This window comes from Paenibacillus pabuli, from assembly GCF_039831995.1.
GTDB classification, from domain to species: domain Bacteria; phylum Bacillota; class Bacilli; order Paenibacillales; family Paenibacillaceae; genus Paenibacillus; species Paenibacillus pabuli_C.
Genome location: NZ_JBDOIO010000003.1, coordinates 52,047 through 63,888, shown reverse-complemented (window position 1 = coordinate 63,888; position 11,842 = coordinate 52,047). Strand labels below are relative to the sequence as shown.

Sequence of the window (11,842 nt, the reverse complement as noted above, 5' to 3'; positions counted from 1 at the left end):
TGTCAGGAAGAGTCCCTGCCCTAGAAGGAACAATAAGGCGGTCAGGCACATCTGCGTGCCTCCGCCTCATGTTTCGGCCATCTGCCGCATCCTTCAGACCGCTGTTTGCATGTCTTCCATAGCTGTAATCAGATCCAAAATTGACTTGATTCCTATTATAACAAAAAAACATCCACTCTTCATGAACCTGCACGAATATTCCAGACTTTGCGAATGTCCCGGCTCTCATCCCACGTTCTACCCTCTCTCAGGTGGCGTATCAGCGGGGCAGCATACTTTTCATATCTTGCGTAGTCTTCCAAGCCGACCAGATCATCCAGAAGCGCTGGGATGTATTCCTTCATTCGTTCCCGGTCTCCTTCATAAAAGGCTGTGTGCACGGATGTGTTCATCAAAGGACGTAGATGAAGACTCGGGTAGGAGGCGGCGATAAGACCGGCGAGAGCGACGACTCCTTTGGCAACGAGTGGAGAGATCAGAAAACTGGGAAGTGTACGATACTCGAATCCGCCATAGTTCTTCAGTCGAAAATCACCCAGTGCTCCGTACCTTGGACGCCTGCCCGACCCACGCGGATCCTGCAGAAACGCTAGCGGGAGGGCCAGATAATTGTCCAGCGCACGCAGCAGATCCCCATTAAGAGTTACTCCGCTGAAATGCACATGTCCTCCAAGCGGCAATCCTCGCTGCGGCATTCCCCCGGCCTGCCAAATGAGCGAATGATCCGTTATGCTGCGGGATGCAAGGTCAAACGCCCTAAGTAAGTGCGTTAGCAGCTCGCGCGGTTCGGAGCTGGGCTCAGGGCGAAGTTCAGCAACTGGATAGATCCGTCTGCCCCCAATAGTCACGGAATCACAGCCTACTATTCCCGTACGCCCCAGAAATCTTGAGGCAGGTACAATTTTCGATTCTGGCATCTGAACGAGCAAAAACTCCGGGTCCATCCCGAGCACAGGTGTTACTTTGTTCTGACCTTCCTCATCCAGTTGAGACTGCAGCTGCTTCCAGCCTTCCCGGTACATGACGGATAGATCTGTCATGCCCTTCCAAGGTCGGGGGTCAATCGATACAACAGCACACCCATTTTTCCCCGAGGCTTCCAACCGTACGGCACCGTGATCCAATCCAAGGGTATATAATGTTTTGACGGCGAGCCGCTCAATTCGTTTGAACAGCGTCGAGGCCATTTCCCGGTCCAGCACGCTTTCCTGTGTACCGCCCATGCCGCTGGTATCCCGCCGTTTAATTCTAAGCGCGTACAGGCAGCATATCTCTACATCATAACGTACTCGAAGCCCAGGCTTCCGTTTTTGCCTTTCACGTGAGGCAAGCACTTCGATACCAGCTCGTTCCAATCGTCCTGCCCGTTCTCCTGCCAGCATGCGTTCGTAACGCCTTGCCGCTTGCTCTGCCTCCTCCATCACATTCATTCGGCCCCTCCTTTCCATCGCCCAAAAAGAAAAAAGAGGGCTTGCGCCCTCTTCACTGCCGCTTGCGGCGCATATGATACCTTAGCTAAGGATACAAGAGACGAAGAACTTACAGTTCCTCGTCAAGCAGGTCCGGATCAAGATCATCATAATCTTCATCTGTGCTGCCAAAGTCATAATCCTTATCTTCGTAGTCTCCGCAGCCATCTGTGCATACCTTCACGCAAACTTTGGTTTCGGCAACCAGTTCTACAGCGAATTCCCGTTCTACCCGGATAATTACGCTGCCTCCGCCTGCGGATACTGTGGCTTCCACACAGCTTGGTTCCTGCGTTGCATCCGCAGATACCTCTACTGTGGAAGCCCGGTGTTTCGGATCCAGGTAAGACAAAGGCACATGTTCTACATACGACACCGTTTCTTTGGCTACATCTGTCTGTGAATTTTTGTCATAGGAATACCAGATGTTGATATCGTAAGTACCAATAACTTCAATTCCGTCCCCCGCTGATACGGCTTCATATTGGTGGTTGATAATCCAAGCCCCCAAAATACTGGTCGGACCATTAGGCGGAGTCACGGTATGTGTTACGGTAGAGAACTTACGACCCTTGCCGCAGATCGCCTTCGTGATGATCTCTCTACATTGATGTTTATGACTCAATGACATCTTTAAACCTCCTCCATACAATCATTCACTACAAGTGTATGCAGGGCATCCGTCTAGGGTGACAACTATTTTCTATTATTCGTTTGTAGATTGGGACCGGTCCGTAATCGGAGAAGGCGCTTTGTCCTTCTTCGCAATTTTCAGATACAGCGCGAGTTCCCGGCACAGCTGGAGAATCGCGGAACGAATCTCGAATTCTTCCCTTGTATCTGGCAGCTCCATTCGCCTGAATTCTTCCTGCACATCTGCGAGAAGTTTTTCGGTTCGTCCAGTGTAAGACTCTGTAAGCACATCCTGACTGAGCTGGTCAAACAGCTCCGACACCATCTCGGCGTGCGGCATCTTCTGATAAATCTGGGATACCAGATGCATCATATGCTGAATGGAGTCCAGCTGCGTTTTTCGCATGTAAAAGTATACGCTCCATTCTTCGTTCGGATGAATGACCTGATTCTCAAGTGAACGCTTGGCTGCTTCAATGCCGCCCAGAACAGCCTTGTCCGCTTCGATCAGCTCCTTCCCTGCCCATACCTCATTCGGATTACGAAGAGTCGCAGCAAATTCCTTGAAGATCACGGAGAACAGTTCGTCGATCCTTTTGCGAATCTGAAGCATTTGCGGATCCGCTGCTGGCATGTAAGCCAGATTAACGACCATTGCAGATCCAAGACCAATCAGCAGTAACCCGATTTGTACCAAAATGACCTGAACGTCCATTTCCCCGCCACTGAAGACACGAAAGACCACGACAGACCCCGTCACAATGCCTTCCTTGAATCCGGCCCGAACAATTACCGGAAACGCAATCAGTATGTACACGGCCAGAACCCAATAATGGAAGCCTAGAAAGTGAAAAAGTACACTTGCAAACAAAAGACCTACCACAGAAGCAAAAAATCGCGCCGAAATCGTGCGAATGCTTCTTTTTCTCGTAACATCGACACCCAGAATGGCCAGCAAGCCTGCCGATGTTGGCCCGGGCAAGCCGCACCAGTCCGCAATCAGTACAGCCATCAGCGCAGCAATTGCGGTTTTGATTACCCTAAAACCCATTTCTCATGACCTCTCCTCTAAGCTGCTTATATGTCCAAGCCAGCTCTTCGTCCCATCCGGTTGAACGCATGTCCTGTTTCATACCTCTAATAAATCTGTGTTAGCCTGGTTCCGCAATACTTAGTATTACACACCCTAAGGCAAACCATTTCCCGTTTCATGAAAAAGAAGCTATTGAAGGGATGCACAAGTATATGCAGTCATATCAGAAGCAATAAACGGCATCAACCGACATGCCCATGCATGCCGGTTACAACATCGCGTCCCGGATGAGGGACGCTGGCCATTTTGATCCATGCGGGCGCAAGCCATAGGGCCCTACTCTCCAATCATCGCATACATGAGAGACTGCACGGAATATTCGTATTAGTATGGTACTTGATTTTTGGTTATCGGGCAACGTGACACCCCTTGTGAAATTGTATACATAGCAGGATTTATCCTGTTCTATTAATCCCGCTTGTGACACTACCTGCGACCTGCCAGCAGTTTTCGTTCCACGTACACCACAAGCTGATACATTGCTGTAGCTACGGCCGCGATAATGAGCAGACTCGATAAGACCAGCGTAAAATTGAAGACCTGAAATCCGTAGATAATCAAATACCCGAGTCCCTGTTTGGCGACCAGAAACTCACCCACAATCACGCCGACCCAGGCCATGCCCACATTGACTTTCAATGTAGAAACAATAGCGGGAAAGGAAGCTGGAAGTACAACTTTGGTAAAAATCACGGACCGGTCTCCACCGAACGTACGAATGACCTTAATATAATTGCTGTCCACTTCGTTGAAACTGTTGTATACGACAAGGGTAGTAATAATCACCGTAATGGACAACGTTGTCATGACAATAGCTGTAAAACCTGCACCAAACATGACGATAAAGATAGGGCCTAGCGCCACCTTTGGCATACTGTTGAATACGACCATGTAGGGATCCAGCACTTTGGACAAAAAAGGAGACCACCAGATCAGGACCGCAAGCAGCGTTCCGACAAGCGTCCCCAGCAAAAAGCCAACTGCCGTCTCCCCAACGGTGACTGCGACATGTGCCCACAGTTCTCCACTGGCGATGTCCTTGCCGATCTGGGCAAAAACTTTGCTTGGATAACTGAACAGCAGCACATCAATCCAGCGCAGCCTTCCAGCCAGTTCCCATAACAAAAACATGAAGACCAGCAGGGACAGCTGAACCGCAAGTACCTTGCGGCGCCACTCAGCGACCTGCTTCATGTGGCCCTGGTGCAGCTTCTGCATCCATTCATCACGGCGCATTTCCTGCTTCTCTCTCGTCTGATTCACCCGTTCTTCTCACCTCCTCCGGACTGTTCCAGTTCGCTCCATAGCGCCTGAAAAAGCTCATTAAAACCTTCCTGTTCCCTCGCGTAAAAGGGCTGAGACTTTCGGATTTCTTCTGGAATGATGAACTCTTTCCGGATTCGGCCAGGATTACGATCCAGCACGATAACTCGGTCACTTACCGCAATGGCTTCGGACAGGTCATGTGTGACCAGCACCGAGGTTTTTCCCGATTCCTTGAGTGTATCCGAAATCAGATCTTCCAGCTGCAGTTTGGTCTGGTAATCCAGTGCAGAGAACGGTTCATCCAGGAGCAGCAAGGACGGATCGGTTGCGAGTGTTCGCACAAGCGCGACACGCTGTCTCATGCCTCCGGATAGTTCCGAAGGGTATAAATTCTCTGTTTCAGCAAGCCCCATTCCTGCAAGCAGCTCGCGTGTTCGCTTACGACTCCGTTCATCCAGCCTGCCTGTCAATTCAAGTCCAATCAGCGCATTATCCAGAATGGTGCGCCATGGAAACAGATAGTCCTGCTGCAGCATATAGCCAATCTGGGCGGAAGGACCTTCAACCAGTTTCCCTTTAATTTTCACTTCTCCTGCGGTCGGAGTCAGCAGTCCGGCGATGATGGACAACAATGTCGTTTTGCCACACCCGCTCGGACCAACAAGACTGACAAATTCTCCTTGTTTAACCTGAAGACTCAGGTCTTCTATGACCAATGAGGCTTCACGCTCATTGACATAAACTTGCGAGATGCCTTCCAGTCTAATCACCGTATCGGATTCAGGCATGGCGATCACTCCCTTTCCTGAATGCCTGGTTACTTCGCAGATGCCGCTTGTTCCGCATAGGTGTTATCAACAATCGCTTGGGAATCTACCCGTTGTTCAAGTTCACCAGCCGCACTCATGACGTCAAGCAGATTGTTCCATTCTTCATCATCAATAATCGGATCTGTTGCATACGTTCCCTGTTCCTTATAGCGATTAATACTACTTACGAGAATAGATTGGTCGATGTCTTTAAAGTAAGGGAGGATGACCTCGGCAATCTCTTCAGCTGAATGGGAATTTACCCAGACCTGTGCTTTATGCAGCCCGTTTGTAAATTTCTGTACCATTTCCTTGTTGTCGTTGATGTAACTTTGTTTCGTCATGAACACCGTGTAAGGCAGATGTCCGCTCTCTGTTCCAAAAGATGCAACAACCTTCCCGCGACCCTCCTGTTCAAAGATGGAAGCCTGTGGTTCAAACAGCTGTACATAATCCCCTGTACCCGACGCAAATGCAGATGCAATGTTGGCAAAATCGATATTTTGAATCAATTCCAGATCACTCTGTGGATCAATGCCATGTTTGTTCAACGTGAACTCTCCAGCCATTTGCGGCATCCCGCCTTTGCGTTGACCAAGGAACGTACTTTGTTTGAGCTGATCCCAATCGAAGCTGCCCTCCGCGTTGCGTGCAAACAAAAATGTTCCGTCTGTCTGGGTTAGCTGAGCAAAGTTAATGACCGGATCTTCCGCTCCCTGCTGATAGACGTAGATGGATGTCTCCGCTCCGACCAGAGCGATATCTACAGAGCCTGCGAGCAAGGCAGCCATCGTTTTGTCACCACCAGCAGTTGTCTGGATCTCGACCTCCAGCCCCTCTTCTTCAAAAAATCCTTGGGCCACGGCTACATACTCCGGTGCATAAAATACAGAACGGGTCACCTCACCAATCGTAATTTTCGCTTCATTTTTCTCTTCATTGCAGCTCGTGAGTGCCACAATAATAATCAGTAAAATAACGATGGCCCGGATAAACCAGGGAGTGTACTTCATGTTGTTTCCCTCCTTCGCTGGTTTCAGCAGTTTCTCTCTACTATGAATATGCCGCTGCCCACCAAAAGGTTAAGAACTTGCACACCAAAAAAGAGCCGGGCTTATGCCCGGCTCTCTCAAGTGCCTATTTGTGTGATGTGATTGTGCTACTACAGTTTATAAATCTCGGTATATTTTGCTTCTAGATAGTCAGCCAGATAATCCGGGTTTAGCTCTTCACCTGTCACAGCGAGAATCAATTCGGATGGCGTACGGCTCTTGCCGTAACGATAAATCTTGTCCGTTAACCATTCTTTGATGGGAATCAGGTTGCCTGCAGCAATATAAGAATCAAACTCCGGCAGTTCCTTACGCAATGTATGTAGAATCTGTGCTGCGTACATGTTGCCAAGGGAATACGAAGCAAAATAACCAAAATCACCACCGGACCAGTGTACATCCTGAAGCACGCCTAAACCATCGTTTGGAGGTACAATGCCAAGATATTCTTTGTATTTGGCATTCCAGGTCTCCGGCAAATCCTTGACTTCCAGCCCTTCGTTAAACAGCATTTTCTCAATCTCATAACGAATAATAATATGCAGATTGTACGTCAGTTCATCTGCTTCAATACGGATTAATGAACTTTCAACACGGTTGATTGCCCGGTAGAAGTCTTCCAGTGCTACTTCGCTTAATTGCGGGAAATGCTGCTGCAAATCTTTGTAGTAACGTGTCCAGAACGGACGGCTGCGGCCAATCATATTTTCCCAGAGACGGGACTGGGATTCATGAATGCCCATCGACGTCCCTTCAGCCAGAAGGGTACCGGCCAGACTTTCGTCAATATTTTGCTCATATAAAGCGTGTCCGCCTTCGTGCAATGAACTGAATACGGCGCTCGTCACATCATCCTGCAAATAATTCGTCGTGATTCGCACATCCCCCGGGTTAAGTCCTGTTGCGAAGGGATGAACACTCTCATCCAGTCTGCCAGCATCGAAGTCATAACCCATCTGTCCCAAAATGAACAAACTGAATTTTTCCTGTTGATCCGTATCAAACAGCTGGTTCAGGAACTCCGTGTTCGGCTTGTTTTCAGAAGCATTAATTTTTTCCTGCAGCGGCACCAAGCGTGCTTTTAACCGGGCAAATACCGCATCGACTTTCTCAACCGTCAGGTCTGGCTCGTACATATCAAGCAGGGTATCATAACGCGTATCTTTCACACCCCAGTAGTCGATGAACTCCTGTTTGAGTTTCACAATTTCAGTTAAATAAGGGGAAAAGCCTTCAAAATCGCTGTTATGCTTGGCATCTTCCCATGCCGTTTCGGATTTGGCCGTAAGCACTGTATATGCTTGTACCTTCTCAGGCGGGACAGACTGGCTGCGATCGTATTCCTTTTTGCATTCTTCTACCAGGCGACGGTCTGTATCATCCAGCTGTTTCAACACCTCAGGGTTTGTCAGCGTGTCCAAATAGGTCTTCATCTCATCCGACGTTTGAAGCTTGAACGCTTCGGTAGATAACATACCGATCGTTTCCGAACGAGTCGGAACGCCTTTCTTCGGCGCACCTGTGCGCAGATCCCAATGAAGCAAACCAATGGCTTCGTGATAACTTTTGATTTTGCTGGCCAAATTAAGGAATGATTCCAGATGTTTCTGCGTTTGTTGTTCCATTGTTATCGTTCACCTCTCCAAAAAAAGTTTAGACTCCCTATTGATGATACTTTTTGCAATGCGTATAATCAACTTTTAACAGAGGTAAATGGCTTGATTCTCATTTATAAGATATCATGTCGTTTGCCGACCGTGATATAATCAAGAATAGGGCGTAGGACAAGCTGCATACCGATGCAAGCAGCCGGGCTCATCGTATTGGATAACAGGAGGCAATGGACATGAACAACATTCAAGAGATTTTGGCGTACAACAAATCATTTGTCGAGACGAAAGAATACGAAAAGTATACGGCCGGTAAGTTTCCAACCAAAAAAATGGCAATTATCACATGCATGGACACTCGCCTGGTAGAACTGCTGCCTAAAGCGATGAATTTGAAGAATGGTGAGGTTAAAATCCTTAAAACTGCGGGCGCCATTATCTCTCAACCTTTCGGTTCTGTTATGCGAAGCGTGCTTGTAGCTATTTATGAGCTCGGGGCAGACGAAGTTGTTGTTGTCGGTCACACCGAGTGCGGTATGGCATCTTTGCAAGCAGACACAATGATTGGTCACATGCTTGACCGCGGTGTGTCCAAGGAAGTCATCAATGCTCTGGACAACTCCGGAATCAATTTGAACAATTGGCTTCGAGGGTTTAACAGTGTTGATGAAGGGGTAAAACATACTGTAGGAGTCATCAAAAATCATCCCCTGTTTCCACAGGGAGTACCCGTTCACGGCATGATTATCGATTCCTCCACAGGCGAGCTTGAGCTTGTAGTTGAAGGGTACGAGTAACAGGCATCTCTCTAAATGGTTTTGGGTGCGGACCTCATGGTCCGCACTCTTTTTTTGTCTAAATTGAGGCAGTTATGCTGTCAGGTTGTCAAACCATACAGTTTCAGTGTACACTTTTATGAAAGCGGTCATTGATAGCAATATCCATTGTTTTCACTGGCCCAGCCCTAATATTAAGGAGACATGTGCATGAACATACTTTCCTACGGATTGCTCGGGCTGCTTACCCGCGAGGAGTCGTCTGGTTACGATCTGATGCTGAAAATCCAGCCTCATTGGCAAGCCAAACACAGTCAGATCTACCCGCTCCTGTCCAAGATGGAAAATGATGAACTATTATCTTCCCGCTGGGTGCAACAGTCTGACAAACCGGACAAAAAAATGTATGCAGTCACGGAAAAAGGTATTGAGAAGCTGCTCGGCTGGATGATTACTCCGGTTACAGCTCCAGTGACGCGTGACGAATTCAATCTGCGTATTTTGTGTGTCGGCATTGCCGAAGATGGAAGCATGAGACGCATTCTGAATGAGCGCAAGAACTGGTTTATGGAGCGCATCCGTTATTTCGAGGATCTGAAGTCCCGCATCCCTCAGGATAACCTCCGTGTAGGCAGCCGGGAATTCGGAAGCTACATTTTGGTTCAAAAGGGATTAATGAATGCCCAGACCGGCTTGGAATGGTGCAACTGGGTGACTCAGCTGCTGGATGGTCAGGCAGCCATTCAGGACCCTTGTCCGATTATTTCGGAAAATTAATAAAATTTGAAACGTTCCTGCTTGTAGACCGTATTACATGAGTAAGGCCCATTTTTAGGGTTGATCACACAATTTAATCGGGGGGTTACGATCTTTACAATGAAGAAAAAATTTGGAATTAAACATCTGATGATGGTTTTCATGGCTTTCACTCTGTTGTTTGCAACAGTTGGCGTAGCAAATCCGGATTCTGCTGACGCAAGACGTGGTGGCGGTTTCAAATCAGGCACAAAAAGTTATACCAATACACCTAAGAAAACCGACAACAATAATGTGAGCCAGTCGAACTCGAAAAACTCGGGTACAGGCACAGCTGCAACTAACCGTGGCGGATTCTTCGGTGGTGGCGGCGGATTTATGAAAGGCATGATGCTGGGTGGTCTGGCAGGTATGCTGTTCGGCGGATTGTTCGGCGGCATGGGCGCCCTCGGTAACATTCTTGGATTGCTTGTAAACGTGGCTGCAATCATGCTGATCGTTATGCTGGCAATGACACTCTTCAGAAAGATCACGAATCGCCGTAAACCGGCTGCAGATGGTCGTTATGACCGCCGCAATGATCGTGATGATGATGACCGCAACAGAAACGGACGGTACTAATCGTTATGGTTCTAAGCATGGATGAGATTGTTAACGCGATCTGTCTTCACATGGCTGAACGCAAAGGTGTACGTCCGACCGATGTCAATGTTGAACTGAGCTGGGAAGAAGATACGGGATACTCCGCTGAAGTCTGGATTCAAGGCCGTAGTCAATACCTGGTTGAATCCAATATGATTGAAGCGATCCTGCGCTATCTGCACAGCGAATACAACATCCGGGCTTACCGTGAGAACGTCCGACTCGATCTGGACGAAGAGATTACAGCTATTGTGAATCAATAATTAATACAGCATTTGCGGATGAATTATTAAAAGGGCCGTCTCCCTAATGTCATTGACATAAGTGGAGACGGCCCTTTTGTGTACCTTGGAAATTTAATATCTTGGGAATTCAAACATTCGTTGTCCTTCCCAAGATATTAAAGAAATTGTACGTTTCTATTTCAGTTTAACCAGACTGTAATTTTTCTTGCCTTTACGAATAATGATGAACTTGCCGCCAATGGCATGCTCCGCAGAGACTGTGAATTCCAGTTCCGTAATCTTCTCTCCGTTCATGGAGATAGCACCTTTGGTAACATCCTCACGCGCTTGGCGTTTGGATGGCTCGAGACCAAGATCCACAAGCCAGTCCACGATGTTTTTGGCTTCGCCGTCGGTTTCAAACGTTGGCATTTCCTTGAAGCCCTGCTCGATCTCATCGGCTGTCAGGGAACGGATATCTCCACTGAAGAGCGCTGCGGTAATGCGTTTAGCCTGCTCCAGCATGTCGTCACCGTGAACGAATTTTGTCATTTCTTCGGCGAGTGCCTTCTGTGCTTCACGTTTGTGCGGCTCTGTCTCCACCTTGTCAGCCAAAGCTTCGATTTCCTCTTTGCTCAGGAACGTGAAGTATTTCAGGTATTTAATGACATCGCGGTCATCGGTGTTGGCCCAGAACTGGTAGAATTCGAATGGTGTCGTTTTTTCCGGATCCAGCCAGATTGCCCCGCCAGCCGTTTTACCAAATTTCGTACCATCGGCTTTGAGCATCAGCGGGATCGTCAGACCGTATGCTCTTGCTTCAGATCCCTCTTTCTTGCGGATGAGATCCAGACCGCTCGTGATGTTGCCCCATTGATCGGAGCCACCGATTTGCAGCTGTACATCCTCGTTTTGGAACAGGTGCAGGTAATCAAGAGATTGCAGGATCTGGTAGGAAAACTCGGTGAATGAGATTCCGCCTTCCAGTCTGCTCGCCACAACATCCTTTGCCAGCATCGTGTTAAGGTTAAAGTTTTTGCCGTAATCACGCAAAAACTCGATAACATTAATTTGATGTGTCCAGTCGTAGTTGTTTACCATGCGAACCTGGTTGTCGCCTTTGGTTACAAACAATTTTTTCATCTGAGCCGTCAACTTATTGACGTTCTCTTGTACTTGTTCCAGCGTTTGCAGCGAACGCTCGGATTGACGTCCACTTGGATCACCAATTGTACCTGTTGCTCCCCCAATCAGGATCACCGGACGATGTCCCGCAAGTTGAAAACGTTTCAGCATCATGAACGGAATCAGGTGACCGATGTGCATACTGTCTCCAGTAGGATCAACCCCACAGTACAAGGATATCGACTTCGTTTCGGTCAGCTCACGCAGTCCCTCCGCATCCGTCTGTTGGTTAATGGCGTCGCGCCACTCAAGTTCATCAATAATATTCAACCCAAACAACCCCTTTCTCTCCTTTTCGTTCTACAGTCATGGTCTACGTTAATGGTG

General features: G+C 48.2%; 12 protein-coding genes. 4 read left to right on the top strand and 8 right to left on the bottom strand.

The window, feature by feature from the left end; all coding sequences use genetic code 11:
* Positions 1-179: 179 nt before the first annotated feature.
* From ABGV42_RS02630 to ABGV42_RS02600, 7 genes are all read right to left on the bottom strand, one after another.
* Positions 180-1,430: a putative amidoligase domain-containing protein gene (locus tag ABGV42_RS02630; protein WP_347380251.1), complete on the bottom strand. Its 1,251-nt coding sequence runs from the start codon at positions 1,428-1,430 to the stop codon at positions 180-182.
* Between the two features lie 109 nt (positions 1,431-1,539).
* A complete protein-coding gene (locus ABGV42_RS02625) occupies positions 1,540-2,100 on the bottom strand; it encodes an outer spore coat protein CotE (protein WP_095286426.1) in 561 nt (186 codons plus the stop codon).
* Positions 2,101-2,175: 75 nt separating this feature from the next.
* Positions 2,176-3,153: an aromatic acid exporter family protein gene (locus ABGV42_RS02620; protein ID WP_095286425.1), complete on the bottom strand. Its 978-nt coding sequence runs from the start codon at positions 3,151-3,153 to the stop codon at positions 2,176-2,178.
* Between the two features lie 468 nt (positions 3,154-3,621).
* Positions 3,622-4,413 carry an ABC transporter permease gene (locus tag ABGV42_RS02615; RefSeq protein ID WP_431523628.1) on the bottom strand — a complete coding sequence of 264 codons (792 nt, stop codon included), beginning with the start codon at positions 4,411-4,413 and terminating at the stop codon, positions 3,622-3,624.
* Between the two features lie 41 nt (positions 4,414-4,454).
* Positions 4,455-5,249, bottom strand: coding sequence for an ABC transporter ATP-binding protein (locus tag ABGV42_RS02610; protein WP_347380250.1), 795 nt, complete (start codon positions 5,247-5,249; stop codon positions 4,455-4,457).
* Positions 5,250-5,278: 29 nt separating this feature from the next.
* Positions 5,279-6,283 (bottom strand): ABC transporter substrate-binding protein, encoded by a 1,005-nt coding sequence (locus ABGV42_RS02605; RefSeq protein WP_347380249.1) that lies wholly within the window; start codon positions 6,281-6,283, stop codon positions 5,279-5,281.
* 149 nt (positions 6,284-6,432) lie between these two features.
* Entirely contained in the window at positions 6,433-7,947 is a 1,515-nt protein-coding gene (locus ABGV42_RS02600; protein ID WP_347380248.1) for a carboxypeptidase M32, read from the bottom strand.
* Between the two features lie 221 nt (positions 7,948-8,168).
* Between ABGV42_RS02600 and ABGV42_RS02595 the strand changes: the two genes are divergently transcribed.
* From ABGV42_RS02595 to ABGV42_RS02580, 4 genes are all read left to right on the top strand, one after another.
* A complete protein-coding gene (locus tag ABGV42_RS02595; protein ID WP_347380247.1) occupies positions 8,169-8,729 on the top strand; it encodes a beta-class carbonic anhydrase in 561 nt (186 codons plus the stop codon).
* A gap of 189 nt (positions 8,730-8,918) precedes the next feature.
* Positions 8,919-9,485: a PadR family transcriptional regulator gene (locus ABGV42_RS02590; protein WP_095286420.1), complete on the top strand. Its 567-nt coding sequence runs from the start codon at positions 8,919-8,921 to the stop codon at positions 9,483-9,485.
* A gap of 99 nt (positions 9,486-9,584) precedes the next feature.
* Positions 9,585-10,085, top strand: coding sequence for a hypothetical protein (locus ABGV42_RS02585; RefSeq protein WP_347380246.1), 501 nt, complete (start codon positions 9,585-9,587; stop codon positions 10,083-10,085).
* 5 nt (positions 10,086-10,090) lie between these two features.
* Positions 10,091-10,369 (top strand): YxcD family protein, encoded by a 279-nt coding sequence (locus ABGV42_RS02580; RefSeq protein ID WP_095286418.1) that lies wholly within the window; start codon positions 10,091-10,093, stop codon positions 10,367-10,369.
* A gap of 156 nt (positions 10,370-10,525) precedes the next feature.
* Here ABGV42_RS02580 and tyrS read toward each other — a convergent pair whose 3' ends face one another.
* Positions 10,526-11,785 carry a tyrosine--tRNA ligase gene (gene tyrS / locus ABGV42_RS02575; protein ID WP_347383119.1) on the bottom strand — a complete coding sequence of 420 codons (1,260 nt, stop codon included), beginning with the start codon at positions 11,783-11,785 and terminating at the stop codon, positions 10,526-10,528.
* Positions 11,786-11,842: the final 57 nt, after the last annotated feature.

Excerpts from the sequence above, each read along its gene's own strand:
- ABGV42_RS02630 (WP_347380251.1), bottom strand. The coding sequence starts at position 1,430 with ATGAATGTGATGGAGGAGGCAGAGCAAGCGGCAAGGCGTTACGAACGC.
- ABGV42_RS02625 (WP_095286426.1), bottom strand. The coding sequence starts at position 2,100 with ATGTCATTGAGTCATAAACATCAATGTAGAGAGATCATCACGAAGGCG.
- ABGV42_RS02620 (WP_095286425.1), bottom strand. The coding sequence starts at position 3,153 with ATGGGTTTTAGGGTAATCAAAACCGCAATTGCTGCGCTGATGGCTGTA.
- ABGV42_RS02615 (WP_431523628.1), bottom strand. The coding sequence starts at position 4,413 with ATGCAGAAGCTGCACCAGGGCCACATGAAGCAGGTCGCTGAGTGGCGC.
- ABGV42_RS02610 (WP_347380250.1), bottom strand. The coding sequence starts at position 5,249 with ATGCCTGAATCCGATACGGTGATTAGACTGGAAGGCATCTCGCAAGTT.
- ABGV42_RS02605 (WP_347380249.1), bottom strand. The coding sequence starts at position 6,283 with ATGAAGTACACTCCCTGGTTTATCCGGGCCATCGTTATTTTACTGATT.
- ABGV42_RS02600 (WP_347380248.1), bottom strand. The coding sequence starts at position 7,947 with ATGGAACAACAAACGCAGAAACATCTGGAATCATTCCTTAATTTGGCC.
- ABGV42_RS02595 (WP_347380247.1), top strand. The coding sequence starts at position 8,169 with ATGAACAACATTCAAGAGATTTTGGCGTACAACAAATCATTTGTCGAG.
- ABGV42_RS02590 (WP_095286420.1), top strand. The coding sequence starts at position 8,919 with ATGAACATACTTTCCTACGGATTGCTCGGGCTGCTTACCCGCGAGGAG.
- ABGV42_RS02585 (WP_347380246.1), top strand. The coding sequence starts at position 9,585 with ATGAAGAAAAAATTTGGAATTAAACATCTGATGATGGTTTTCATGGCT.
- ABGV42_RS02580 (WP_095286418.1), top strand. The coding sequence starts at position 10,091 with ATGGTTCTAAGCATGGATGAGATTGTTAACGCGATCTGTCTTCACATG.